The organism is Stenotrophomonas sp. K-6 (genome assembly GCF_056861555.1).
This window is the reverse complement of record NZ_JBSPUC010000001.1, coordinates 661,084-687,910: the sequence shown is the minus strand read 5'-3', so window position 1 is coordinate 687,910 and position 26,827 is coordinate 661,084. Positions and strand designations below refer to the sequence as shown.

Below are 26,827 nucleotides of genomic sequence, written 5' to 3'. Positions count from 1 at the left end.
GGGCGCGAATTTTTTATGTGCGATTCAGTTTTGTATGCGCCGGATCATGGTCAATCCGACCAGGCGCGAGACGACCAATGCGACGTACATCACGCCTGCGAACTGCTCCAGCATCACCAACGCCCGGGCTTGGGGATGGATCGGCACCACGTCACTCAGTCCCACCCCGGACAGCAAGCTGAAGCTGAGATAAAGCAGCTCCATCCAGGTCCGCAGTTCGGTCTCGCTGGTGGCCATGAAACTGCCCGGATACCACTGCTGGCAGAGCGCGAACGCGAAGGCGAAGGCCCACGCCAACAGCGTGAAGGTGGCGCCAGCCGCGAACAGCTCATCGCGGGTCACTTTGTGGTCCTGCAGCATGTAGGCAATCAGGCTGCCCGCCGTGTAGAAATACAGCAGGCATTCGAGCAGTTGCGCCGTTGTCACCAGCGCCGGGCGTTCCAGCAGCGCGCCCGAGATTGAAAACACCACCGAAGGAATCGCCAGCACCAGGGCCACCCACATGCCCAGTGGACTGCGCCGTACGACCCACAGGGCCAGGCCGAGCACGGCGATGCCGAATGCACCGAACAACGCACGGCTCGCACCGGCTTCGTCCATCGCGGGGTACAGCAGCACGCCGAGCAACTGCACCGCCAACAGCCAGGCGGATGGATGCCGGCGTGCGATCGCCAACCATTTGGTGCTGCGTGCTATCGCCATCGTCGTCCCCGCCCCTGCCTGTTCGCGCCGAGCTTAGCCGGAATCACGCAGGCGGCGGATGATGGCCGTGGCAGCACCCACCACCACGGCCAGTGCCTCATTCCTGCCGATACACCTCGGCCCCGAGATTCCGGAACTGCGCGGATTTCTCGGCCATGCCGGCCTCCAACGCCTGGTGCGCATCCAGCCCCTGCCCCGCCGCATAGTCACGCACGTCCTGGGTGATCTTCATCGAGCAGAAGTGCGGGCCGCACATCGAACAGAAGTGGGCCAGTTTGTGCGCGTCCTTGGGCAGGGTCTCGTCATGGAATTCCTTGGCCTTCTCCGGGTCCAGCCCCAGGTGGAACTGGTCCTCCCAGCGGAATTCGAAACGTGCCTTGCTCAGCGCGTTGTCGCGGACCTGCGCGCCGGGATGGCCCTTGGCCAGATCCGAGGCGTGCGCGGCGATGCGGTAGGCCATGATGCCGTCTCGTACGTCCTGGCGGTTGGGCAGACCCAGGTGTTCCTTCGGGGTCACGTAGCAGAGCATCGCCGTGCCGTACCAGCCGATCATCGCCGCACCGATCGCACTGGTGATGTGGTCGTAGCCCGGCGCGATATCGGTGGTCAACGGGCCCAGCGTATAGAACGGCGCTTCACCGCACTCGCGCAGCTGCTTGTCCATGTTTTCCTTGATCAGCTGCATCGGCACGTGGCCGGGGCCCTCGATCATGGTCTGCACGTCGTGCTTCCAGGCGATCTTCGTCAGCTCGCCCAGCGTTTCCAGTTCACCGAACTGCGCAGCATCGTTGGCATCGGCGATGCAGCCCGGGCGCAGGCCATCGCCCAGCGAGAAGGTCACGTCGTAGGCCTTCATGATTTCGCAGATCTCTTCGAAGTGCGTGTAGAGGAAGTTCTCCTTGTGATGCGCCAGGCACCACTTGGCCATGATCGACCCACCACGCGAGACGATGCCGGTCACGCGCTTGGCGGTGAGCGGGACGTAACGCAGCAGGACGCCGGCGTGGATGGTGAAGTAGTCCACGCCCTGCTCGGCCTGCTCGATCAGCGTGTCGCGGAAGATCGCCCAGTTCAGTTCCTCGGCACGGCCATCGACCTTCTCCAGCGCCTGGTAGATCGGCACGGTGCCGATCGCCACCGGCGAGTTGCGCAGGATCCATTCGCGCGTTTCATGGATGTGCTTGCCGGTGGACAGGTCCATCACGGTGTCGCCGCCCCAACGGATCGCCCAGACCAGCTTTTCCACTTCCTCGGCAATGCCCGATGACACCGCGCTGTTGCCGATGTTGGCGTTGATCTTGGTCAGGAAGTTGCGGCCGATGATCATCGGCTCGCTTTCCGGGTGGTTGATGTTGTTGGGCAGCACCGCGCGGCCGCGGGCGATCTCGTCGCGGACGAACGCGGGGGTGATGATCTTCGGGATGGAAGCACCAAAGGCTTCACCGGGATGCTGCTTCAGCAGCGCGGCATCTCGGATCGCGTCCAGACGCTGGTTCTCACGAATCGCCACGAACTCCATCTCCGGCGTGATGATGCCGCGCCGTGCGTAGTGCATCTGGGTGACGTTGCGACCGGCCAACGCGCGTCGCGGTTGCAGCCGCGATGGGAAGCGCACCGCATCGAGCCGTGCATCGGTCTCGCGCGAGCGGCCGAATGCCGAGCTCAGGCCCTCCAGCACCTCGGTATCGCCGCGCTCGGCCACCCAGGCCGCGCGCAGCGCAGGCAGACCGGCGGAGAGGTCGATAGCGACAGCCGGATCGGTATACGGGCCGGAGGTGTCGTAGACGGTGACCGGCGCATTCTCTTCACCGCCAAACAGGGTGGGCGTGCGGGTCAGCGTGATCTCGCGCATCGGCACCTGCAGATCGGGGCGCGAGCCCTGTACATGGATCTTGTGCGAGCCGGGAATCGGCCGGGTGACCGATTCGGAGAGTTGCTGGGCCTGTTGCTGCAGGGCGGAGGGCTGTGCGTTCATCGAGGATCGTCCTAGGTTCAATCCCCGCACAGGGACTGTGCGGTTCTATGCGAGGGATTCGCATGGGAGGGACGAAACGGCGGCGCTCGACGGACGGATTGCGGGCGGTCTCCGGGCACGATTGCCCTACGGCGCAATGCATCTGCAGATGCGAAGCTTCCCTACGCCGGTATCAACCGGATCAGGTTCGAAGGGACTGTCTCAACCTTGGCCACTGGGCCGCGGTACCCCCGCTTCGGGGCGAATTAGAGCACAAAGCGGTGGCCGCTGGCGCATTGGGCGGCGGCATCCCGTCGCGATCGGGTTTGGATGTGAACATGCCGCCGACAACTGATGCACTACCATGCCGCGGCGCAATATGCGCGCTGCTCGACGCCATCGACGTCCGTACTGACCGGCCTCGACCGGCTTGATCCGCCCCAGTCGTTGCCGCTGTGCCGCTGGAGATTGCAAGCCTCGGCTCGCCCCTACTGATCGGAGACACGCCTGCATGGTGTTCCGCATTTCCATCGCACTGGTCGCACTGCTGGTGCTGATTGCCGGTCTCGCGCCGGGCCCTTTCAACGAGGTCGTCCAGAGCGGCCTGTCCACCATCATCCGCAGCACCGGCTGGCTGTACCTGCTGGTGGTGTTCATCACCCTCTCCTTCCTGATGTACTTGGCCTTCGGCCGCTTCGGATCGCTGCGCATCGGCGGTGAAGATGCCGAGCCCGACTTCTCCAACGCGAGCTGGATGTCGATGCTGTTCGCTGCCGGCATGGGCATCGGCCTGGTGTTCTGGGGTGCGGCAGAGCCGATCTCGCATTTCGTGAAGCCGCCGGAAGGGCTGGCACCGCAAAGCATGGAAGCGGCACGCGCGTCGATGCGCTACGCATTCTTCCATTGGGGCCTGCATCCATGGGCGATCTACGCGTTGATCGGCTTGGCGATGGCGTGGTTCCAGTTCAACCGCAATGGCCGTGGACTGATCAGCGATCTGCTGCAGCCGATCATCGGTGCACGACACCGCGGCTGGATGGGCACGGTCGTCAACGTGGCAGCCGTGGTCGCCACGGCGATCGGCGTGGCGACCACGCTGGGCTTCGGCACGATCCAGATCGCCGCTGGCCTTGAGCGCGTATTCGGCATCCAGGCCTCGGTGCCGGTGCAGTTGACCATCATCGCCGTGGCGTTCGTGCTGTACATGGCGTCCACCACCAGTGGCGTGCATCGCGGCATCAAGTGGTTGTCCAATTTCAATCTCGGCCTGGCCGCACTGTTGCTCGCGCTGGTGCTGGTGCTGGGGCCCACGGGCTTCATCTTCGATACGTTCACCACGACGATCGGCTCCTATCTCAATTCGCTGGTGACGATGAGCCTGCGGATGTCGCCGTTCTCAGGCAGCACCTGGGTGGCGGACTGGACGATCTTCTACTGGGCCTGGTGGATCGCATGGGCGCCGTTTGTGGGCTCGTTCATCGCGCGCGTCTCGCGTGGGCGCAGCATCCGTGAGTTCGTGCTGGGCGTGGTGATCGCACCGAGCGTGCTGGGCTTCCTGTGGTTCTCGGTATTCGGCGGCACGGCGCTGTGGTCGCAGATCTTCGGCCACGTGGATCTGGCGCAGGCGCTGGGAAATGGCTACGAGACGGTGTTGTTCACGATGTTCGACAGCCTGCCGATGCCCACGGTGTTGTCGGTGATCGCGCTGGTGCTGTTGATGATCTTCTTCGTGACCTCGGCTGATTCGGCGGTGCTGGTGCTGGCGACGATGTCGACGGAGGAGGCCGGTGATCCGCCCTTGGCGCGCCGGATGGTGTGGGGCGTGGCGATTGCGTTGATCGCGGGCGTGCTCCTGCTGGCTGGCGGTCTCAATGCGCTGCAGGGGATGATCACAATCGCTGCACTGCCGTTTGCGTTGTTGATGCTGGCGGTGATGTGGTCGTTGTATCGGGTGCTGGATATGGAGCATGCGCTGCAGCGCCGCCGTGCGCAGCGCGCGCGACGGTTGATGGATGAGTGGATCGAGCGCGAGATCGCGGCGCAGGAAGAAACGCGCGATGAGGCGGCTCGGGCGCCTTAGGGGGGGCGGGTTGGTCGGGTTGGTCGGGTTGGTCAGCTTGGTCGCTTAGAGCGGCACGCTTCCCGGGCTATCGGTGGGCGGGCCGGGACGGGTGGGTTGGCGGGACACGCCGTGAATCCGTCCTTGGAGGCTCATGTCGCGCCATCCATGGCGCTCATGGTCCCGACAACCCACCCGCCCCGTCCCGCTCACAGTTTCATGGTGGTTCTGGGAGAGCAGCCGAGCGATGCTCGGCATGGCGCGCGTCCGACCGACAGTTTCAGAGTTCCAACGCGAGCAGCGTAGCCACGCTCGACACAGCCGATGTTTCGCGTAGTGCGCTTCAGGTCGTTTGGACAACGCAGCCGAGCGAGGATCCGATGCATCGGTTTGCTCGACGCATCGGATCCCCGCTGAGACAAAGCAGCCACGCATGGCGTGGCTCTACCGTTTTTGCCATGCGCACCGACCCATTGTGGGTGGGTCGGCCTGGGTGGGTTGGCGGGACCGTATGCCGCCATGGATGGCGGCATACGAGCCTACATGGACGTACTTGCGGCGGGTCCCGCAAACCCACCCAGGCCGGACCACTACCCGCAGCCCCAAAGCGTCCTGCTTTACGTCCTGCTTTACGTCCTGCTTTACGTCCTGCTTTACGCTCTGCCCTGCGATTCTGCCAACCAGCAGTCGGCGCTACGAAGCACTGGGGAATCAGTACCCCGCCGCCTGCCCATCCTTGCGGCTTTCCGACGCCCCGTAATACACACCCGACTCGGGATCCCGCAGGATCGCCTGATACCCACCATACGGACCATCCGCGAACACCACCCGGTGACCCTTGCGCATCAACGCGCGCACCGTCTCATACGGGAACCCGGTTTCCAGATTCACCTCGCCGCCATCGCTCATCGCCGTCGCCTGCCCGGTCGGCTCGGTCGAGCCCTCGTGCTGGATGCGCGGCGCATCGCCGGCTTCCTGCAGATTCATCCCGAAATCGACCATGTTCATCACGATCTGCGCGTGCCCTTGCGGCTGCATCGCACCGCCCATCACCCCGAAGCTCATCCACGGCTTGCCGTCCTTGGTCACGAAGCCCGGGATGATCGTCTGGAACGGTCGCTTGCCCGGCGCATAGCCATTCGGGTGATCTTTCTGCAGCACGAACATCTCGCCGCGGTCCTGCAGGATGAAGCCCAGGCCCGGCGGCGCCATGCCGCTGCCCATGCCCCGGTAATTGGATTGGATCAGCGAGACCATCATGCCGTCGGCGTCGGCCACGGTCAGGTAGATCGTGTCGCCTTCCTTCAGTTGCTTCGGCGTCCCGGGCTGCACTTCATTCAGCGCCTTGTCCATCGAGATCAGCGTGCGGCGCTCGGCGGCGTAGCCTTTGGAGATCAGCTTATCGACCGGGGCCGGGTGGAACGCCGGATCGGTATAGAAGCGCGCGCGGTCGGCGAAGGCCAGCTTCTTGGCTTCCACGAACAGGTGCACGTGCTCGGGCGAGCCGAAGGGGATGTTGGAGAAATCGTAGCCTTCCAGCACGTTGAGGATCTGCAGCGCGGCGATGCCCTGGCTGTTCGGCGGCAGCTCCCACACGTCATAGCCGCGGTAGTTGCTGCTGACCGGCTCCACCCACTCGCCGTGATGGCTGGCCATGTCCTCATAGCTCAGGTAGCCGCCATTGGCCTTGAAGTAGGTGCCGATGGTGCGGGCGATCTCGCCTTTGTAGAAGGCATCGCGGCCGCCCTGGGCGATCTGCTCCAGGGTGTGGGCCAGGTTCGGGTTCTTCCACATCTCGCCCTTGCGCGGGGCATGGCCGTTGATCGTGAACTGCTCGGTGAAGCCGGGGTACTTGGACAGTCGTGGCACCGAGCGGTCCCAGTAATAGGCGATGACCTCGGCGACCGGATGGCCTTCGCGGGCGTAGCGGATCGCAGGCGCGAGGTTGTCGGCCATCGGCTTGCGGCCGAAACGGTCATGCAGCGCGAACCAGCCATCCACCGCGCCGGGGACGGACACGGGCAGTGGGCCGGTGGCCGGGATCTCCTTCAGGCCGCGGCGCTGGAACTCGGCCAGGGTCAACGACTTCGGCGAGCGGCCCGAGCCGTTGTAGCCATACAGCTTCTCGGTTTTGGGGTCCCACACGATCGCGAACAGATCACCGCCGACGCCGTTGCCGGTCGGCTCCATCAAACCGAGGGCGGCATTGGCCGCGATCGCGGCATCCACCGCAGAGCCGCCGGACTTCATGACGTCCAGGGCGATCTGGGTCGCCAGGGGCTGGGAGGTGGCGGCCATCGCATGCGGAGCGATCACCTCCGAGCGGGTGGCGAAGGTGTGGCCGGTGATCCGGTCGGCGGCGATGGCTGCGGCGGGCAGCGCACACAGGATGGCGGCGGCGAGCAGGCCGCGGGCAAGGCGTGAGGGCACGGGGTGGTTCCTGAGGGTGGTAGCGAGCTGATGGTGGCGGCAGATGCCGCCGAATGACATCCCACCATGGTCATGCTCGGATGAAACATCGGCCCCGAATCCGCGCAATTGCGCCCGGCAAAATGCTGAATTCCGGTTCACCGGAACGCTTTCAGCCGCAACCATCCTTGTGCGGCGGGGCCTTGCGGTGGATGCAGGCGAAACCGATGGAAATTGTCTTTCCAGGGTTGACACCGCCAAAACCCGTGTGGTTTTCTCGATCTCATGTTGCAGCGCACAGCCACCCGCGAATCCATCGAGCACGCCGACCACGGCGCGGCCTCGATCCATTCGCTTCTCGTCCTCGTACTTATTACCCAACCAACAGGTGCGGGACGGACCGGCGTGTAAGCAAGACTGCCAGGTATCCATCAAAACCCGCACCCGACCAGGTGCGGGTTTTTTCGTTTCAGAACCCTTCGATTTCCATCCTCCCCTCCGAGTTGCCTTCCACCATGACCCGCCAGCCCACCTCGAGCCAGCCGACGCCCACCGCCCCCACGGCGGGTGCGTTCGCGTGTGCTCGCGGCCAGGCCGGTGCCACCCCTTCCCCTGATGGGCCGACGCGTCGCTGACCGTCGGCCCTCTTTTTTCTTGCCTCCAAAGGACCTCCCCCATGAGCACCAACGACCTGCCCCAGATCAAGATCGCTGTTGTCGGCTACGGCAGCCAGGGCCGCGCGCACGCGCTGAATCTGCGTGAATCCGGTTTCGATGTCGTCATCGGGCTGCGCCCGGGCGGTCCGACCGAGGTCAAGGCACAGGCCGATGGCTTCACCGTCAAAGCCCCGGCCGAGGCAGTGAAGGAGGCCGATCTGGTCGCCGTGCTGACCCCGGACATGGTGCAGAAGAAGCTCTACGAAGATGTGCTCGCGCCGAACATGAAACAGGGCGCGGTGCTGCTGTTCGCGCATGGTCTGAACGTGCATTTCGACATGATCAAACCGCGCGCGGATCTGGACGTGGTGCTGGTCGCACCGAAGGGCCCGGGTGCACTGGTCCGTCGCGAGTATGAGATCGGCCGCGGTGTGCCGTGCATCTGGGCGGTCTACCAGGACAAGAGTGGCAAGGCCGCCGAGTTCGCCCTGGCCTACGCCGGTGGCCTGGGTGGCGCGCGCGCCAACCTGATCCAGACCACCTTCAAGGAAGAGACCGAAACCGATCTGTTCGGCGAGCAGGCCGTGCTGTGCGGTGGCGCTTCGGCCCTGGTGCAGGCCGGTTTCGAGACGCTGGTCGAAGCCGGCTACCAGCCGGAAATCGCCTATTACGAAGTGCTGCACGAACTGAAGCTGATCGTGGACCTGTTCTACGAAGGCGGCATCACCCGCATGCTGGAGTTCATCTCCGAAACCGCGCAGTACGGCGACTACGTCAGCGGCCCGCGCGTGATCGATGCCGGCACCAAGGCGCGCATGAAGGACGTACTGACCGATATCCAGAACGGCACCTTCACCAAGAACTGGGTCGCCGAGTACGAAGCGGGCCTGCCGAACTACAACAAGTTCAAGCAGGCCGATCTGGAGCACCCGATCGAGAAGGTGGGCAAAGAACTGCGCGCCAAGATGGTCTGGTTGCAAAGTCAAGCCGCGTAAACGCGCGGCTCCCCCACCCGCTTTCGTAAAGGTCACCGCATGAACACCTCCGCACACAGCACCGCGCCCCGCAATGGCGCACGCTGGTTGACGCAGGCCCTGGAAGCCGAGGGCGTGCATACGCTGTTCGGCTATCCGGGCGGCACCATCATGCCGTTCTACGACGCCCTGGTGGATTCCGGGCTGAAGCACATCCTGGTCCGCCACGAGCAGGGCGCAGCCCTGGCCGCCAACGGCTTCGCCCGTGCCAGCGGCCGGGTCGGCGTCTGTGTTGCCACCTCGGGCCCGGGCGCGTCCAACCTGGTCACCGGGATCGCCGATGCGATGCTGGATTCGGTGCCGATGGTCTGCATCACCGGCCAGGTCGCCACCCCGCTGCTGGGCACCGACGCGTTCCAGGAACTGGACGTGTTTGGACTGACCCTGCCGATCGTCAAACACAGCTGGCTGGTGCGCTCGGTCGATGACCTGCCGCAGGTGGTCGCCGATGCGTTCCGTATCGCCCGCGAGGGTCGCCCGGGGCCGGTGCTGATCGATCTGCCCAAGGACGTGCAGGTGGCCGATGCGTCGCACCTGCCCGACCACGTGCCATCCACGGTGGTCGCACCGCCGGCGCCGAATGACGACGCCATCGCGCAGACCATCGCCGCCATCGCCGGGGCCGAGAAGCCGGTGATCTATGCCGGGGGTGGCGTGGCGCTGGGCGATGCGGTGGAGGACTTCCGTGCCTTCGTCGAGGCGACCCGCATTCCAACCGTGCTGACCCTGCGCGGGCTGGGCGCACTGCCGCCGCAGCACCCGCACTACCTGGGCATGCTGGGCATGCACGGCACCCGCGCAGCCAACATGGCCGTGCAGGAAAGCGATCTGCTGATCGTGGTCGGCGCCCGTTTCGATGACCGCGCCACCGGCAAGTTGAACGAGTTCGCCCCGTTTGCGCGCGTCGTGCATATCGATGCCGATGCGTACGAGATCTCCAAGCTGCGCACCGCCGACATCGCGGTGCCGGGCAATGTCGGTACGGCGCTGCGCGCACTGACCGCTGCGGCCACCACGCCAGCCACGCAGGAGGCCTGGGCCAAGCGCTGCCAGGGCCACCGTGAACGCTTCGCCCCGCGCTACGACGCACCGGGCAAGCACATCTACGCCCCGGCACTGCTGAAGCGCCTGAGCGAGCTGGCCCCGAGCGACGCGATCATCGCCTGTGATGTCGGCCAGCATCAGATGTGGGTCGCCCAGCACTGCCGCTTCAACCACCCGCGCAACCACCTGACCAGCGGCGCGCTGGGCACCATGGGCTTCGGCCTGCCGGCCGCGATGGGGGCGCAGTTCGCCTGCCCGGATCGCACCGTGGTGCTGGTCTCCGGCGATGGCAGTTTCATGATGAACGTGCAGGAGCTGGTCACCATCGCCCGCTGCCGCCTGCCGGTGAAGATCGTACTGCTGGACAACAGCTCGCTGGGCATGGTCCGCCAGTGGCAGGAGCTGTTCTTCGCCGAGCGCTACAGCGAGATCGACCTGTCCGACAACCCGGACTTCGCTGCGCTGGCGCAGGTATTCGGTATTCCGGCCACGCGCATCGAAGCCCGTGACGATGTCGAAGGTGGCCTGGCCGCGATGCTGGCCCAGCCCGGCCCGGCACTGCTGCATGTGGCCATCGATGCGCGTGCCAACGTGTGGCCGCTGGTGCCGCCCAACAACGCCAACAGCACGATGCTGGAAAGCAACCCCGCTCATCAGTCCCAGGAGTTCCCCAATGCAATACCGGCTTGACCTGGTGCTGACCCCGGCCGAAGGCGCGCTGCTGCGCGTGATCGGCATGGCCGAACGTCGCGGCTTCGCGCCGCGCGCGATCGCCGGTGCGCCCAACGCGGCCGACGATGGTCGCTGGCACCTCCAGCTGGTGGTGGACAGCACGCGTCCGCCCGAGACGCTGCGCCGCCAGATCGAGAAGATCTACGACTGTGTGTCAGTGCGCATCAGCGCACTGGAGCCCGGCACTGGAGCATCCGCATGAACGCCCGCACCGTTGCATCGGTGCCGGTACGGAGGTGTCTTCTCGGCCGTACGTCGCACCGTGCGCCGTGGCAGCGCGCGTCGCGCCGGAACGATCACCATGGCCGGGTGCGTGATGCCGGCTAGCCGTGCCCCGCAGGAACCGGACGTAGGCGAGGTAAGCGTCGCCGATGTGCTGGCCGCGCAGGCGCGGCTGCGCCGCTTCCTGCCGCCCACGCCCCTGCATTACGCCGAGCGTTTCGGCGTGTGGCTGAAGCTGGAGAACCTGCAGCGCACCGGCTCCTACAAGGTGCGCGGTGCATTGAACGCCCTGCTGGCCGGCCGTGAACGCGGTGACGACCGCCCGGTCATCTGCGCCTCGGCCGGCAACCACGCCCAGGGCGTGGCGTGGGCCGCCTACCGCTTGAACATTCCGGCGATCACCGTGATGCCGCACGGTGCACCGGCCACCAAGATCGCCGGTGTCGCCCACTGGGGCGCCACGGTACGCCAGCACGGCGATAGCTACGACGAGGCGTATGCCTTTGCCCGTGCCCTGGCCGACCAGCACGGCTATCGCTTCCTGTCCGCGTTCGACGACCCGGACGTGATCGCCGGCCAGGGCACGCTGGGCATCGAGCTGGCGCCGCATGCACCTGATGTGGTGATCGTGCCGATCGGCGGCGGTGGCCTGGCCTCTGGCGTCGCGCTGGCGCTGAAATCGCAGGGCGTGCGCATCGTCGGTGCGCAGGTCGAGGGCGTCGATTCGATGGCCCGCGCCATCCGCGGCGATGTGCGCGAGATCGCCCCGGCGGCCACCCTGGCCGATGGCGTCAAGGTCAAGGTTCCCGGTTTCCTGACCCGCAGGCTGTGCAGTGCACTGCTGGATGATGTGGTCATCGTGCGTGAAGCCGAGCTGCGCGAAACCCTGGTGCGGCTGGCGCTGGAAGAACATGTGATCGCCGAAGGCGCCGGCGCGCTGGCTCTGGCCGCCGGTCGCCGCGTCGCCGGCAAGCGCAAGTGCGCGGTGGTCTCCGGCGGCAACATCGATGCGCTGGTCCTGGCCCAGCTGCTGGCCGATATCCGTCCCCGCCCCCCGCGCAAACCGCGCCGCCGTGCCAGCGAGCGAACACGCCCGCCCCTACCAACCGTGCTCGCGACATCCCCGATTTCCGCTTCGATTCCTACCTCTGCCATCCCATCCGACCTTGCCGTCGAGGAGACCTCCTGGTGAACACGCCCAACTCCCCCCGAATCAGAATTTTCGACACCACCCTGCGCGACGGCGAGCAATCGCCCGGCTGCAGCATGAGCCCGCAGCAGAAGCTGGTGATGGCCCGCGCACTGGACGAACTGGGCGTGGATGTCATGGAAACCGGCTTCCCGGCCAGCTCCCAGTCCGACCGCGAAGCGATGGCGATGATCGCCCGCGAAGTGCGACGCCCGACCCTGGCCGTGCTGTCGCGCTGCCTGGCCGCCGATATTGAAACCTCGGCCAAGGCGCTGGAGGCTGCGGCAAACCCGCGCCTGCATGTATTCCTGTCGACCAGCCCGCTGCATCGCGAGCACAAGCTGCGCATGAGCCGCGAACAGGTGCTGGAGTCGGTGCACAAGCACGTCAGCCTGGCCCGCAGCTACGTAGGCGATGTGGAGTTCTCCGCCGAAGACGCCACGCGTACCGAGGAAGACTTCCTGATCGAGGTCGCCCGCGTGGCCGTGGCCGCCGGCGCCACCACCATCAACCTGCCCGACACCGTGGGCTTCACCACGCCGGAAGAGATCCGCGGCATGTTCCAGCGCGTGATCGCCGGGGTGCCCGACAGCGACCGCATCATCTTCAGCGCGCACTGCCACAACGATCTGGGCCTGGCCGTGGCCAACTCGCTGGCCGCCATCGAAGGCGGCGCGCGCCAGGTCGAGTGCACCGTCAACGGGATCGGCGAGCGCGCGGGCAACTGCTCGCTGGAAGAGATCGCCATGGTGCTGAAGGTACGCAATGCCTTCTATGACGAAGACACGCGCATCAACACCCCGCGCATCGTCGCCACCTCGCAGCTGCTGCAGCGCCTGGTCGGCATGCCGGTCCAGCGCAACAAGGCGATCGTTGGCGCCAACGCCTTCGCCCACGAGTCGGGCATCCACCAGCACGGCATGCTGCGCCACCGCGGCACCTACGAAATCATGCGCCCGGAAGACGTGGGCTGGGAGTCTTCGCAGATGGTGCTGGGCCGCCACAGTGGGCGCGCCGCCGTCGAACAGCGCCTGCGTGCGCTGGGCTTCTTCCTGTACGAGGAGGAACTGAAGCACGTCTTCGAGCAGTTCAAGGCGCTGTGCGAGCAGCAGCGCGTGGTCACCGACGCCGACCTGCAGACCCTGATGCAGGGCAGCGCCACCCAGAATGGCTATCGCCTGGCCTCGATGACGATCAGCGATGTCGGCAGCCGCGCCAACGCGCTGGTCGAACTGTCCGATCCAGAGGGCAACCGTGTGGCCGAGACGGCACAGGGCGATGGTCCGGTCGATGCGCTGTTCGGTGCATTGTCGGCCGCCACCGGTGTGCAGTTGATGCTGGACAGCTACCACGTGCACAGTGTGGGCATCGGCGCCGATGCGCGCGGCGAAGCCAACCTGAGCGTGCGCCATGAGGGCGTGGAGTACGAAGGCACCGGCACCAGCCGCGACATCATCGAAGCCTCCGCACTGGCGTGGCTGGAGGTCGCCAACCGTCTGCTGCGCCAGCGCAACGCGACGGCCGACCAGCCCGCGGCCACCGCCGCGGCCTGAGCACCCCCACTACGTACCCCGAACCGCAGCAAGGCCAGTCCATGACCCCAGCTCCCCGCACCCTGTACGACAAACTGTGGGATGCCCACGTCGTCGTTCCCGAGACCGACAGCGCGCCCGCCGTGCTGTACATCGACCTGCACCTGATCCACGAAGTGACCTCGCCGCAGGCCTTCACCGAACTGCGCGAGCGCGGCCTTTCCCCGCGCCGGCCGGACCGGACCAAGGCCACGATGGATCACTCCACCCCCACCCTGCCGGCCGGCGCCGACGGCAAGCTGCCCTATGCCAGCGCCGCCTCTGAAGCCCAGGTGGCGATGCTGGCCGACAACTGCGCCACGCACGGCATCGAGCTGTTTGACCTGCAGTCGGCCAGTCGCGGCATCGTGCACGTGATCGCCCCCGAGCAGGGCTTCACCCAGCCGGGCATGACCATCGTCTGCGGCGACAGCCACACCTCCACACACGGCGCGTTTGGCGCGCTGGCCTTCGGTATCGGCACCAGTGAGGTCGGCCATGTGCTGGCGACCCAGTGCCTGCTGCAGCGTAAAGCCAAGACCATGGCGATCACCGTCGATGGCGCGCTGGCCCAGGGCGTCGGCGCCAAGGATGTGGTGCTGCACATCATCGGGGTGATCGGCGTCAACGGCGGCACCGGCCATGTGCTGGAGTTCCGCGGCAGCGCGATCGAAGCGATGGACATGGAGCAGCGGATGACGTTGTGCAACATGTCCATCGAAGCCGGGGCACGTGCCGGCATGGTCGCCCCCGACCAGATCACTTTTGACTGGGTGGCCGCCACCCCGCGCGGTCCAAAGGGCGCCGACTTCGATGCTGCCGTGGCCGCGTGGTCGCAGCTGCGCAGCGATGAAGGGGTGCGCTTCGATGTCGAGGTCCACATTGATGCCGCCGACATCCGGCCGACCCTCACCTGGGGCACCCACCCCGGCACCGCCATCGCGGTGGACCAGCCGATTCCGGCGGCCAACGACGCGGCCGCCCAGAAGGGCCTGGATTACATGCACTTCCACGCCGGTCAGACCCTGGCCGGCACCCCGGTGGATGTGGTGTTCGTCGGTTCCTGCACCAACGGCCGCCTGAGCGACATGCGCGAGGTGGCGCAGGTCCTGCAGGGCCGCCACGTCGCTGAAGGCGTGCGCATGCTGGTGGTGCCGGGCTCGGAGATCGTCAAGCGCCAGGCCGAAGCCGAAGGCATCGATGTGGTCGTGCGCGCGGCCGGTGCCGAATGGCGCGAGCCGGGCTGCTCGATGTGCATCGCCATGAACGGTGATCTGGTCGCGCCGGGACAACTGGCGGTCAGCACCAGCAACCGCAATTTCGAAGGCCGCCAAGGCCCCGGTTCGCGCACCCTGCTGGCCTCGCCGATGACCGCCGCCTGGGCGGCGGTGAACGGCCGCGTGGCCGACCCACGCGAACTGTATGCCACGCTGGAGGTGGCCTGATGAGCGGCTTCCGTACCCTGACCTCGACCAGCGTGGTGCTGCGCGAGACCAACATCGATACCGACCAGATCATTCCGGCGCGCTTTCTGTCCACCACCGAGCGCGTCGGCCTGGGCAAGCACGCCTTCAATGATTGGCGCTGGCAGAGCGAGGGCGTGCCGAACCCGGCGTTCCCCTTCAACCAACCGCGCAACGCTGGCCGCAGCATCCTGCTGGCCGGCCGCAACTTCGGCTGCGGCTCCTCGCGTGAGCATGCGCCGTGGGCCCTGACCGACCTGGGCCTGCGCGCCATCGTCAGCAGCGAGATCGCCGATATCTTCCGCGGCAACTCACTCAAGAACGGCCTGCTGCCGATCGTGCTGGACGAAGCCGATGTGCAGACGCTGATGCAGCGCCCGGATGACGCATTGACCATCGATGTAGCCGCGCGCGAACTGCGCACCCCCGATGGGCGCGTGTATGCCTTCCCGCTGGATGGCTTCTCGCAGACCTGTCTGCTGGAAGGCGTGGACCAATTGGGGTATCTGTTGGGCCGTACCCCTGACATTGAACGTTACGAGAGTGAACATGCACGCTGAGATTGTCGTATTGCCGGGTGACGGCATCGGTCCGGAAGTCGCTGCTGCCGCCGTGGCGGTGCTGGAGGCCGTCGCCACCCGTTTCGGGCACACCTTCGGGTTCCAGGAACACGACATCGGTGGCATCGCCATCGATCGCCACGGCGAGCCGTTGCCGGCCACCACGCTGGAGGCGTGCCGCAAGGCAGACGCCATCCTGCTCGGTGCGGTGGGTGGCCCGAAGTGGTCCGACCCAAACGCCAAGGTCCGCCCGGAACAGGGCCTGCTGGCGATCCGCAAGGCGCTGGGGCTGTACGCCAACCTGCGCCCGGTGCGCACGCATGCCGCCGCGCTCGGTGCCTCGCCGATCAAGGCCGAGCTGCTGGAAGGCGTGGACTTCGTGGTCGTGCGCGAGCTGACCGGCGGCATCTACTTCGGTGAGAAGACCCGCACTGCCGATACTGCCAGCGACCTGTGCAGCTACAGCGTGGGCGAGATCGAGCGCGTCATGCGCACCGCGTTCGGGCTGGCGCAGACGCGCCGCGGCAAGGTCACCTCGGTGGACAAGGCCAACGTGCTGGAAACCTCGCGCCTATGGCGTGATGTCGCTGCACGGATCGGTCGCGAGGAATTCCCGGAGATCGCCCTGGAGCACCAGCTGGTCGATTCGATGGCCATGCATCTGCTGGCCAAACCGCGCGAGTACGACGTGATCGTGACCGAGAACATGTTCGGCGACATCCTCACCGACGAAGCCTCGATGCTGGCCGGTTCGCTCGGCCTGCTGCCCTCGGCATCGCTGGGTGAACCCGGCGCAGTGGGCATCTACGAGCCGATCCACGGGTCGGCGCCGGACATCGCCGACAAGGGCATCGCCAATCCCTACGCCACGATCTTCAGCGCGGCGATGCTGCTGCGGCATTCACTGGGGCTGGACGAGGAGGCTGCTACGGTCGAGGCAGCGGTGTATGCCGTGCTCGATGACGGCGTGTTCACCGCCGATCTCGCCGCCAAGGGTCATGCGGTGAGTACCGCCGCAGCGACCGACGCGGTCCTTGCCAAGCTGCAATGATCGCAAGGACGCGGCCTCAGGGCCGCGTTCGTGTTTCTACCTCCCGCGCGGCCTCCCTGTCCCGTCGGTCACGTCGCTGCCAGCGGCTGGCCCCCAACAAGGAAAGCCCTTGAACCCTCGTTCCTCTGCCGACTTTCTCAACCACGTGGCCCAGCGCGATCCGCATCAGCCGGAATTCCTGCAGGCCGTCAAAGAAGTGATCCAGAGCCTGTGGCCGTTCCTGGAGCGCAACCCCCGCTACCTGGAACACGGCCTGCTGGAGCGGCTGGTGGAGCCGGAGCGGGTGATCCAGTTCCGCGTGGCCTGGGCCGATGACGCCGGCAAGATCCATGTCAACCGCGGCTGGCGCGTGCAGCACAGTTCGGCGATCGGCCCGTTCAAGGGCGGCATGCGCTTCCATCCATCGGTGAACCAATCGATCCTGAAGTTTCTCGCCTTCGAGCAGACCCTGAAGAACGCGCTCACCACCCTGCCGATGGGCGGTGGCAAGGGCGGCTCGGATTTCAATCCCAAGGGCCGCAGCGACGCCGAAGTGATGCGCTTCTGCCAGGCACTGATGCTCGAGCTCCATCGCCACCTGGGTGCCGATACCGATGTGCCGGCCGGCGACATCGGCGTGGGCGCGCGCGAGGTCGGTTACATGACCGGCATGATGAAGAAGATCACCAACGATGCCTCCTGCGTGTTCACCGGCAAGGGCTTGTCCTACGGTGGCAGCCTGATGCGCCCGGAGGCGACCGGCTTCGGCACGGTCTACTTCGTCGAGCAGATGCTGCACCATGCACGGCGCGATACCGATGGTGCAAAGGTGCTGATTTCCGGCGCTGGCAACGTCGCCCAGCATGCCGCGATCAAGGCCATCGAACTGGGTGCGAAGGTGCTCACGCTTTCCGATTCCGGTGGCACGCTGTACGCCCGCGATGGCTTCGATGACGCGGCGCTGCAGGAGGTGGTGGAACTGCGCAACGAGCGCCGCGGCTGCCTGTCCGAGCTGGCCGATGACACGCGTTTCGAGTACCTGGACGGCAAGCGTCCTTGGCACATTCCGGCCGAGATCGCCCTGCCCTGCGCCACCCAGAACGAACTGGACGAAGACGATGCCCGCGCCCTGGTCGCCAACGGGGTGCTGTGCGTGGCCGAAGGCGCCAACATGCCCTCCACGCTGGAGGCGGTGGACGTCTTCCTCGACGCCGGCACCCTGTACGCACCGGGCAAGGCCAGCAATGCAGGTGGCGTGGCCACCTCGGGGCTGGAAATGAGCCAGAACGCGCAGCGCCTGTCGTGGCATCACGCCGATGTCGACGAGCGGCTGCACGGGATCATGAAGGACATCCACGCCAACTGCGTGCGCCACGGCAAGCGTGCCGACGGCAGCGTGAACTACGTGGATGGCGCCAATATCGCCGGCTTCGTCAAAGTGGCCGATGCCATGCTGGCGCAGGGTGTTTACTGACGGTATATGACTGAAGCGGCGCAGCGGTGTTCATCCGCTGCGCCTGCTGCGTGCAGTAGCCACGAGGTCAGCGCGCCAAGCGAACCTCGCTCGTCATGCAGCCGGCCAGCACGCCCTCGCTGCCGGTGGCTATCACGCTGAAGGCCCGTACGCGCATGTAGCCCGAGGATGCCTCCCGCGCTGCCTCGCGCATCCAGTAGCCTTCTGCCTGCCGATCCGGCGCGCCCAGGCCGGTGGCATCGAGCACCGCCTCTAGCGGTGCATCGCCCATGTCCGCCGCGAGATAGCCTCCATCGGCAAGGACCAGTGACTGCGCAGGCAGTCCTTGCAACGCCACCGGCTGCTCCAGCGTCACGACCATGACAGGCATCTTCCGTCCACCGGCATCATACTCACGCTCGGCCACCGCGCTGACATTGTCCGGCCACGCCAGCGGCGACAGTTCAGACACGCGCTCCCACGTGTTGGCGATGCGCTGCATGGCAGCGTGGTCAGCCCGACATTCGAGCGCGGCGCCGATATCACTGGCCGTGGCCGTGTCGCGCAATCGGGCTGGAACACGCACCTCGCGGATCGAATCGGGGTAGTCACATCCCACCCGATAGCCCTCACCGTCGCTGCGCACCACGATGGCGCTTGGCGATGACGTGTTACCGGCTGTGGCGAGTGCCGCGGGCGCCGACCACACCTGGAACGGCTCACGCAACGTACTCGACCGGTGCCGCAATCCGTTCGCGCTGACGATGCGCGCACGCTGGGCTGCATCGACGGGAATCCAGAAGCCCATGTCATCCGCCACCACGCGGTGCGTCGGGATGCCGTGCACAGACAACGCGTCCGGCATGTCGATGAGGGTCGTCGTGTCCTCCTCGTCATCGCTGCGCGTGAAACCCCAGCCCTGAAGATGGGCCGGTCGTTCCTGCGGCGTGCCATACCGTGCGCCACGCAATGCCGTCGTCACCGCCTGCCTCGTCGCCGGTGTGGCACGGCATTCCAGGATCTCGACGAGATCGCGCTGGACGTTGGCAGTGGTGGTCGCCTGCGCGTGGAATGCGAAAGGCATCAGCAGAGCGAGGGCTACCGCAATGGCGGACGGGGAAGAGGAACGTGACGACATCATGCGCGACCGAAGAAATCCGGTGTGCATTGTGCGCTGGCAGGCACCGCCAAGACGACGGGCATCCGCATCGCACTGAAAGAATGAAGCCGGCCATCGGCCGGCTCCATGGTCACTCAGCCTTCGCTGGTCTTGGCCTCATCCGGCTTCACCCGGAACCACGCCGCATACAGCGCCGGCAGGAACACCAGGGTCAGCACGGTACCGACGATCAGCCCGCCCATGATCGAGATCGCCATCGAGCCGTAGAAGGCACTGCGCGAGAGCGGGATCATCGCCAGCACCGCCGCCAGCGCGGTCAGCACGATCGGGCGGAAGCGGCGCACGGTGGCATCGATGATCGCGTGCCAGCGGTCATGCCCGGCGTCGATATCCTGCTGGATCTGATCGATCAGGATCACCGAGTTGCGCATGATCATGCCGGCCAGCGCGATCGTTCCCAGCAGCGCCACGAAGCCGAACGGCGCGCGGAACAGCAGCAGGAACAGGGTCGCGCCGATGATGCCCAGCGGCGCGGTGACCAGCACCATCGCCGCACGCGAGAAGCTGCGCAGCTGCAGCATCAGCAAGGTTGCCACCACGATCAGGAACAGCGGCATGCCGGCCTTGATCGAATCCTGGCCACGCGTGGAATCCTCCACCGTACCGCCGGTTTCAAGCAGGTAGCCGGACGGCAGCTCGGCACGGATGCCCTCCAGCGTCGGCAGGATCTGCTGCACGACGTCCAGCGGCTGCTTCGCGTCGGCAATGTCGGCGCGCACCGTCACCGTCGGCAGGCGGTTGCGGTGCCAGATGATGCCGTCCTCGAACACGTACTCCAGGCGTGCCACCTGGGACAGGGTCACCGAGGTGCCGCTGGCGGTCGGAATGGCCAGGCTGCCCAGCATGTCCAGCCGCACACGTTCGTTGTCCGGGCCACGCAGCAGCATCTCGATCAGGCGGTTGCCCTCCCGGTAGGTGCTCACGCTCATGCCCGACAAGGAGGTGCCCAGCAGCTGGCTCACCTGCGCGCTGCTCACACCCAGTGCGCGTGCACGGTCCTGGTCGATCACCAGCCGCACCACTTTGCTCGGCTCGCTCCAGTCCAGGTTGACATTCATCACGTGCGGGTTTGCGCGCACCTTGGCTTCCACCTGCCGGGCGATGGCCTGCACCTGCTCGATATGCTCGCCGGAGATGCGCATCTGTACCGGGTAGCCGACGGGCGGGCCGTTCTCCAGGCGGGTCACGCGCATCTGCACGTCCGGGAACTGCGGAATCACGTCCTTGAGCAACCAGTCGCGGGTCGCCTCACGTGCGGTTGCATTCTCAGTCAGCACCACGAACTGCGAGAAGTTGGTGGCCGGCAGCTGCTGGTCCAACGGAAGGTAGAAGCGCGGCGAGCCGGTACCCACGTAGGCGACAAAGTTGCTGATGCCCTCACGGTCCTTGAGCAGCTTTTCCAGCTTGGTCGCCTGCGCCTGGGTGGCCTGCAGCGAGGCACCCTCGGCCAGTTCGATGTCCACCATCAGTTCCGGGCGGGTTGAATCCGGGAAGAACTGCTGGGGCACGAAGCGGAAGATCAGCAGTGAGAACACGAACAGCGCGGCCGTGGCGGCGATCACCCACCAGCGATGGCGCAGGCACACATCCAGGAACCTGCGGAAGCGCACGTAGAACGGACGCTGGTACGGATCGTGATCATGGGCATGCACCTTCGGCGCGATCCAGCGCGCGAACGCGGGATGGCGGTCGGCCCACCGGAGGCGACGGGCATGCCAGCGCCCTGCCAGGCTGTCCGGCTTGGGCGGCTGCGGGTTGAACAGGTCCGGCAACATCTTGTCGCCCAGGTACGGGATGAACAGCACCGCAGCGATCCACGACACCACCAGCGCGATGGTCACCACCTGGAACAGCGAGCGGGTGTATTCGCCGGTGCTGGAGGCAGCCGTGGCGATCGGCAGGAAGCCGGCCGCGGTGATCAGCGTACCGGTCAGCATCGGGAAGGCGGTCGACTCCCACGCGAAACTGGCCGCACGCAGGCGGTCGTAGCCCTGCTCCATCTTGGTGGCCATCATCTCCACGGCGATGATTGCATCGTCCACCAGCAGCCCCAACGCCAGCACCAGCGCGCCGAGCGAAATCTTGTGCAGGCCGATGTCGAAGTAATGCATGACGAAGAAGGTCATTGCCAGCACCAGCGGAATGGTCACGCCCACCACCAGTCCAGTGCGCAGGCCGAGCGAGAAGAAGCTCACCAGCAGCACGATCACCACCGCTTCGGTCAGCACCTGCACGAACTCGCCGACGGACTCTTCCACCGCGTGCGGCTGGTCGGAGACCTTGCGCAGCTGCATGCCGGCCGGCAGGGTCTTCTGCAAGCGCTCGAACTCGGCGTCCAGCGTACTGCCCAGCTTGAGGATGTCGCCGCCGTCTTTCATCGCCACGGCAATGCCGATCGCGTCCTCGCCCATGAAGCGCATCTTCGGCGACGCTGGATCCGCAAAACCGCGTTTGATCTCGGCAATGTCGCCCAGGTGCACGGTGCGGTCGCCAGCCTGGATCGGGAAGCGGCGAATGTCCTCCACGCTCTTGAACTGGCCGGTGACGCGCAGCTGCACCCGGTCGCTCGGGGTTTCAAAGAAGCTGGTGGCGGCAATCGCATTCTGGTCGGCCAAGGCCTGCTGCACCTGCTGCAGCGACACGCCCAGCGTGGCCAGCTTGGTGTTGGACAGCTCGATCCAGATCTTCTCGTCCTGCAGGCCTTCCAGTTCGATCTTGCCCACATCCGGCACGCGCTGCAGTTCCAGCTGGATGCGGTCGGCATAGTCGCGCATCACTGCGTAGTCGAAGCCCTGCCCGGTCAACGCGTAGATGTTGCCGAAGGTATCGCCGAACTCATCGTTGAAGAACGGGCCGACGATTTCGCGCGGCAGGGTCGGCTTGATGTCGCCCACGCGTTTGCGCACCTGGTACCACAGGTCGGGAATCGCCTTGGAGCGCAGGCTGTCGCGCGCCACGAAGATCACCTGCGATTCGCCCGGGCGCGAGTAGGAACGGATGAACTCGTACTGCCCGGTGTTCAGCAGTGCCTTCTCGATCGGCTCGGTGACCTGGCGTGAGACCTGTTCGGCGGTCGCGCCGGGCCAGTTCGTGCGCACCACCATCACTTTGAAGGTGAACGGTGGATCCTCGGACTGGCCCAGGTGCTTGTAAGACCACGCGCCGATGATCGCGAAGGCGAGCATCGCAAACAGCACCAGTGGCCGGTTGCCCAGCGCCCATTCGGAGAGGTTGAAGCGGCGCACGGGATCAGTTTCCCTTGCCGGCGGCAGGCGCGGCGGCCGCGGCAGGCTTGGCCGCCGGTGCCAGTACCGGGCAGTTCTGGCGGTCCACTGCCGTCACCGGCTGGCCCTCGCGCAGCAGATGGCCGCCGGCAGCAACCACCCAGTCGTCCGCGCTCACCCCGCTCAGCACCGGAACGGATTCAACGCCATACGCGCCGACCGTCACCGGCGTGGCTTTCAACGTGCGCTTGGCCGGATCGACCACCCACACGCTGCTGCGCCCATCGGCCCCGCGCTGCACCGCCGCCAGCGGCAACTGCAGCGTGCCCTGGCGACCGGCCGCGGCGAACACGCGCGCGCTCTGGCCCAGCTCGACTTCGGTCAAGGCTTCCGGTGCCAGGCTGACGCGGGTGGCATAGGTACGCCCCTGGGCATCGGCGGCCGGGGCGATCTCACGGATCGTGCCGCCCAGCAGCTGACCGGGGCGGTTCCACAGTTCCACCTGCACCGGCTGGCCCACCTGGTAATCGCGGATGTTGCTTTCCGGCAGCGCGATCACGACTTCGCGGCCGCCATCCGCGGCCAGGGTGAACACGGTCTGCCCGGCGCTGACCACCTGCCCGGCTTCGGCCTGGCGGCTGGCGATCACGCCATCGGCCGGCGCACGCAGCTGCGCATACTGGGCCTGGTTGCGGGCCACGGCCAGATTGGCGCGGGCGGCATTGGCCTGGCCCTGCGCAGCCTTGAAGGCAGCGGTCTGGCTGTCCAGCGCGGACTGGCTCACCAGCTGCTGCTCGGCCAAGGTGGCGTAGCGCTTCTGGTCATCCCGGGCGCGGACCAGGTCGGCTTCGGCGGCAGCGAGCTGCGCCTGCGACGCACTGGCCTGGGAGGCGTAGTCGGCGGCGTCCAGCTCGGCCAGCAGCTGGCCTTTGCGCACGCGCTGGCCGGCATCGACGTGGCGCTTGATCAGGTTGCCCCCGACGCGGAACGACAGCGGGCTTTCCTCGCGGGCCCGGATCTCACCGGGATAGGCAGCCACTTCCTGGCCGGCCACGGTGCCGGCGTGGACCACCAGCACCGGAATCGGTGCGACCGGCTCGGCGTCCTGCTTGCCACATGCTGCCAGCACGATCGCCAGCAACCCACCACCCATCCATCGCATGTTGTTCATGAGGTCCTGGACCTGAAAAGTAACCCGGAAAAAGCCGCTGGAGACACACTGTTCCAACCGCTTCAATATTGAACCAGCCGGTATAGTATAAATATCGAACCGATTGGTCTAGTATTGTTTGGATGACTGATGCCACCCCCTCTACATCGCCCTCCAAGCCGCCTGCCAAGGCCGCCGGACCGGGGCGCCCGAAGGATCTGGGCAAGCGCGCGGCCATTCTGGACGCCGCCAAATCGCTGTTTGTCGACCAGGGCTACAACGGTGTGAGCATGGACAGCATCGCCGCCCAGGCAGGCGTCTCGAAGCTGACCGTTTACAGCCATTTCGGCGACAAAGAAACCCTGTTCACCGAAGCTGTGCAATCCAAGTGCGTCGAGATGCTGCCGGACGAGCTGTTCGTCACCGACATCGAAGGCCCGCTGCGCGACCAGCTGATGGGCATCGGGCACGCCTTTTTCAGCCTGATCACCTCCGATGCGGCGGTCGCCGTGCAGCGGGTGATGATGTCCCCGGATACCGATGACCGGATCCGCGAGATGTTCTGGCTGGCCGGCCCGCAGCGGACCACCGACGCGCTGGCCGACTTCCTGCGTGCCCGCACCGCCCGCGGCGAGCTGGAGATCACCGATTTCCCGACCGCCGCGATCCAGTTCCTGACCTTGATCAAGGGCGAGCTGCATACGCATATGATGTGCGGGTTGCGGCCGGCCCCGGCCGAGTGCGATGCCGACGCCCACGTGAGCGCCAGCGTCGACTTTTTCCTGCGGGCGTATGCCCGGCGGGACTAAACTGAATGGACCGGAGGTCGCGGTGACTTCCGGCACTGCGACCCCGGCGCGACGGCAGCGATGCTCTCAGCGCGCCGCCGGCTCCCGGCACCGGTAAAATGGCCGGCCCACTGCGCTGGATATAGAACCTCATGACGATCGATTACTCCCACGCCCGCGAACTGATGGTCGAACAGCAGATCCGCCCCTGGGATGTGCTGGAAATCCGCGTGCTCGATGTACTGGCACGCTTGCCGCGGGAGGCGTTCGTCGCTGAATCGCACCGGGCCCTGGCCTACACCGATATCGAGCTGCCGCTGGGCAACGGCCAGAAGATGATGAAGCCGGTCATCGAAGGCCGCACCCTGCAGGCGCTGGATCTGCAGCCGGGCGATGAAGTGCTGGAAATCGGCACCGGCAGCGGCTACCTGAGCGCCTGCATGGGCGAGCTGGCCCGCGAAGTGCTGAGCCTGGAAATCGACGCCGACCTGGCTGCCACCGCGCGCGCGCGTCTTGACGCGGCCGGCCTGGGCAACAACGTCCGCATCGAAACCGCCGACGCCCTGACCTGGGACACCGAGCGCCGCTTCGATGCGATCTGCGTCACCGGCGCGGTGGATGTCATCCCGTCACGTTTCGCCCAGTGGCTGCGTCCCGGCGGTCGACTGTTCGTGATCCGTGGCCGGTCGCCGGTCATGGAAGCGGTGCTGGTCAAGGCGGACGGCACCAGTGAATCGCTGTTCGAAACCGATATCGACTACCTGCGCGGTGCCGCCCCGGCACCCCAGTTCCAACTCTGAGTCCAAGGAAGCCGCAATGATCCGCCGATCCCTCGCCCTTGCGCTGGCCGCCGCCCTGCTGCCGATGACCGCCTCTGCCGCCGACCTGCTGCAGGTCTACGAAATGGCGCGCAATGGCGATCCGCAGCTCTCGGCTGCCGAGTCGACCCGCCTGTATGACAAGGAAGGCGCCGTGCAGGCGCGTGCCGCATTGCTCCCGCAGCTCAACGGCGAGGCCTCGCTCAACCGCAGCCGCACCAACCCGAACCATGATCTGACCTCCAGCTCGTTCACCACCAAGAGCCGGAACTACACGATCAACGGCAGCCAGACGGTCTTCAACTTCACCCAGTTCGCCAACCTGCGTTCGCAGCGCGAGCTGAGCAAGGCGGCGGACTTCACCCTGGATTCGGCCAACGACGACCTGATCGTGCGCACCTCGGCGGCGTACTTCAACGTGCTGGTGGGCATTGAATCGCTGTCGGCCGCGCAGACCAACGAAGCCGCTGCCAAGAAGCAGTTCGACTTCGCCGACAAGCGCCTGGAAGTGGGCCTGGCCCCGATCACCGACGTGCACGAAGCCCGTGCCCAGTACGACCAGGCGCGTGCCAACACGATCATCGCGCAGAACACGCTGGCCGACGCCTACCAGGCGCTGACCGAGCTGACCGGCCAGCCGGTCAACGACCTGCGCGCCCTGCCGGCCGATTTCCGTCCGGAACTGCCGGCCAAGTACGCCACCATCGATACCCTGGTGGCCGAAGCCGTTGCGCAGAACCCGGCGCTGAAGGCGCAGGAACTGAAGGTCAACGCCGCCGAATCCGGCGTCTCGGCCGCCCGCGGCGCGCACTACCCGACCCTCTCGCTGGGCGCCACCGCCGGCAAGTCGGCCAGCTGGGGCGATGTGGTCGGCGCTGACAGCTTCAGCCCGGACCGCCGCACCAACAGCGTCGGCCTGACCTTGAACGTGCCGATCTTCTCCGGCGGTGCGACCCAGTCCGGCGTGCGCCAGGCGCTGGCCCAGCGTGACATCGCCCAGGACGGCTACGAGCAGCAGAAGCGCGCCCTGGACCGCAACACCCGCAACGCCTACCAGACCCTGGTGGCCGGCATCAGCGAAGTGGAAGCGCGTCGTCTGGCCGTCGTGTCGGCACAGAGCGCCTATGACGCTTCGCAGGTCGGCCTGGAAGTCGGCACGCGTACCGTGCTGGACGTGATCCAGAACCAGCGCATCCTGTTCTCCGCGCAGCTGGACTACGCCAACGCCCGCTACACCTTCCTGCAGAACCGTCTGCAGCTGGGCCAGGCGGTCGGCACGCTGGACATCGCCGAACTGCAGGACATCAACCGCCTGCTGACCCAGAAGGCCGCCACGCCGAGCACCACCGTCAACTGATCGACGGCGCAGGGCGAGACAGAGAAACCACCCGCGTGCGGGTGGTTTTTTTTTGCGTGCACCTTGTTGATTCCGACACGTCGCGCGCGTCACCCACCCGATCACTGCCGCGGCGATTTCATCGCACAATGCCCACCAGCACTCACTCTCCACCGTGCACCGGTCCACAGTCCGGTACGCCGCGTGGAAAATGGCTTGACCCCTCGGCAAGGGCCGACTATGGTCCGCCCCG

General features: G+C 66.2%; 19 protein-coding genes and 1 riboswitch. Of the genes, 13 read left to right on the top strand and 6 right to left on the bottom strand.

Going from position 1 to position 26,827, the window contains the following annotated elements; all coding sequences use genetic code 11:
• Positions 1 to 24: 24 nt before the first annotated feature.
• Together AC13F7_RS02965 and thiC are read right to left on the bottom strand one after the other, a co-directional pair.
• Positions 25 to 702 (bottom strand): ion channel, encoded by a 678-nt coding sequence (locus tag AC13F7_RS02965; protein ID WP_481468993.1) that lies wholly within the window; start codon positions 700 to 702, stop codon positions 25 to 27.
• Positions 703 to 799: 97 nt separating this feature from the next.
• Positions 800 to 2,677 (bottom strand): phosphomethylpyrimidine synthase ThiC, encoded by a 1,878-nt coding sequence (thiC, locus tag AC13F7_RS02960; protein WP_481468991.1) that lies wholly within the window; start codon positions 2,675 to 2,677, stop codon positions 800 to 802.
• Positions 2,678 to 2,817: 140 nt separating this feature from the next.
• Positions 2,818 to 2,919: riboswitch (TPP riboswitch) on the bottom strand.
• 248 nt (positions 2,920 to 3,167) lie between these two features.
• Between thiC and AC13F7_RS02955 the strand changes: the two genes are divergently transcribed.
• Entirely contained in the window at positions 3,168 to 4,736 is a 1,569-nt protein-coding gene (locus tag AC13F7_RS02955) for a BCCT family transporter (RefSeq protein WP_481468990.1), read from the top strand.
• A 690-nt stretch (positions 4,737 to 5,426) separates the two neighbouring features.
• On the opposite strand, the gene ggt is transcribed toward AC13F7_RS02955, so the two are convergent.
• Positions 5,427 to 7,145: a gamma-glutamyltransferase gene (gene ggt, locus AC13F7_RS02950; RefSeq protein ID WP_481468988.1), complete on the bottom strand. Its 1,719-nt coding sequence runs from the start codon at positions 7,143 to 7,145 to the stop codon at positions 5,427 to 5,429.
• Between the two features lie 655 nt (positions 7,146 to 7,800).
• On the opposite strand from ggt, the gene ilvC reads away from it, so the two are divergent.
• From ilvC to gdhA, 9 genes are all read left to right on the top strand, one after another.
• Entirely contained in the window at positions 7,801 to 8,775 is a 975-nt protein-coding gene (gene ilvC / locus AC13F7_RS02945; RefSeq protein WP_481468987.1) for a ketol-acid reductoisomerase, read from the top strand.
• Between the two features lie 39 nt (positions 8,776 to 8,814).
• Entirely contained in the window at positions 8,815 to 10,548 is a 1,734-nt protein-coding gene (gene ilvG / locus AC13F7_RS02940; protein ID WP_482999193.1) for an acetolactate synthase 2 catalytic subunit, read from the top strand.
• Positions 10,532 to 10,792 (top strand): ACT domain-containing protein, encoded by a 261-nt coding sequence (locus AC13F7_RS02935; protein ID WP_481468983.1) that lies wholly within the window; start codon positions 10,532 to 10,534, stop codon positions 10,790 to 10,792. The genes ilvG and AC13F7_RS02935 overlap by 17 nt, the downstream gene beginning before the upstream one ends.
• Before the next feature lie 114 nt (positions 10,793 to 10,906).
• Positions 10,907 to 12,004: a threonine dehydratase gene (locus AC13F7_RS02930; protein WP_482999192.1), complete on the top strand. Its 1,098-nt coding sequence runs from the start codon at positions 10,907 to 10,909 to the stop codon at positions 12,002 to 12,004.
• Entirely contained in the window at positions 12,001 to 13,554 is a 1,554-nt protein-coding gene (locus AC13F7_RS02925; protein WP_482999191.1) for a 2-isopropylmalate synthase, read from the top strand. Before AC13F7_RS02930 ends, AC13F7_RS02925 begins: the two co-directional genes overlap by 4 nt.
• Before the next feature lie 41 nt (positions 13,555 to 13,595).
• Positions 13,596 to 15,017: a 3-isopropylmalate dehydratase large subunit gene (gene leuC, locus AC13F7_RS02920; protein ID WP_482999190.1), complete on the top strand. Its 1,422-nt coding sequence runs from the start codon at positions 13,596 to 13,598 to the stop codon at positions 15,015 to 15,017.
• On the top strand, positions 15,017 to 15,595 hold the full coding sequence (gene leuD / locus AC13F7_RS02915) for a 3-isopropylmalate dehydratase small subunit (protein ID WP_482999189.1): 579 nt from the start codon (positions 15,017 to 15,019) through the stop codon (positions 15,593 to 15,595). Before leuC ends, leuD begins: the two co-directional genes overlap by 1 nt.
• Positions 15,585 to 16,646 carry a 3-isopropylmalate dehydrogenase gene (gene leuB / locus AC13F7_RS02910; RefSeq protein ID WP_482999188.1) on the top strand — a complete coding sequence of 354 codons (1,062 nt, stop codon included), beginning with the start codon at positions 15,585 to 15,587 and terminating at the stop codon, positions 16,644 to 16,646. The genes leuD and leuB overlap by 11 nt, the downstream gene beginning before the upstream one ends.
• Positions 16,647 to 16,755: 109 nt before the next feature.
• Positions 16,756 to 18,099, top strand: coding sequence for an NADP-specific glutamate dehydrogenase (gene gdhA / locus AC13F7_RS02905; RefSeq protein ID WP_482999187.1), 1,344 nt, complete (start codon positions 16,756 to 16,758; stop codon positions 18,097 to 18,099).
• A 67-nt stretch (positions 18,100 to 18,166) separates the two neighbouring features.
• Here the strand turns inward: gdhA and AC13F7_RS02900 are convergent, their stop codons facing one another.
• The 3 genes from AC13F7_RS02900 to AC13F7_RS02890 all read right to left on the bottom strand — a co-directional run bounded on the left by AC13F7_RS02900 (position 18,167) and on the right by AC13F7_RS02890 (position 23,653).
• Positions 18,167 to 19,216, bottom strand: coding sequence for a hypothetical protein (locus tag AC13F7_RS02900; RefSeq protein WP_482999186.1), 1,050 nt, complete (start codon positions 19,214 to 19,216; stop codon positions 18,167 to 18,169).
• A gap of 116 nt (positions 19,217 to 19,332) precedes the next feature.
• Positions 19,333 to 22,503 carry an efflux RND transporter permease subunit gene (locus AC13F7_RS02895; protein WP_482999185.1) on the bottom strand — a complete coding sequence of 1,057 codons (3,171 nt, stop codon included), beginning with the start codon at positions 22,501 to 22,503 and terminating at the stop codon, positions 19,333 to 19,335.
• A 4-nt stretch (positions 22,504 to 22,507) separates the two neighbouring features.
• Entirely contained in the window at positions 22,508 to 23,653 is a 1,146-nt protein-coding gene (locus AC13F7_RS02890) for an efflux RND transporter periplasmic adaptor subunit (RefSeq protein ID WP_482999184.1), read from the bottom strand.
• Positions 23,654 to 23,775: 122 nt separating this feature from the next.
• Between AC13F7_RS02890 and AC13F7_RS02885 the strand changes: the two genes are divergently transcribed.
• The 3 genes from AC13F7_RS02885 (at position 23,776) to AC13F7_RS02875 (ending at position 26,595) form a co-directional block, all read left to right on the top strand.
• Complete coding sequence (locus AC13F7_RS02885; RefSeq protein ID WP_482999183.1) at positions 23,776 to 24,441, top strand: TetR/AcrR family transcriptional regulator; 666 nt, start codon at positions 23,776 to 23,778, stop codon at positions 24,439 to 24,441.
• Between the two features lie 131 nt (positions 24,442 to 24,572).
• Positions 24,573 to 25,220 (top strand): protein-L-isoaspartate O-methyltransferase family protein, encoded by a 648-nt coding sequence (locus AC13F7_RS02880; RefSeq protein ID WP_482999182.1) that lies wholly within the window; start codon positions 24,573 to 24,575, stop codon positions 25,218 to 25,220.
• Positions 25,221 to 25,236: 16 nt separating this feature from the next.
• Positions 25,237 to 26,595 (top strand): TolC family outer membrane protein, encoded by a 1,359-nt coding sequence (locus AC13F7_RS02875; RefSeq protein ID WP_346471424.1) that lies wholly within the window; start codon positions 25,237 to 25,239, stop codon positions 26,593 to 26,595.
• Positions 26,596 to 26,827 lie beyond the last annotated feature (232 nt).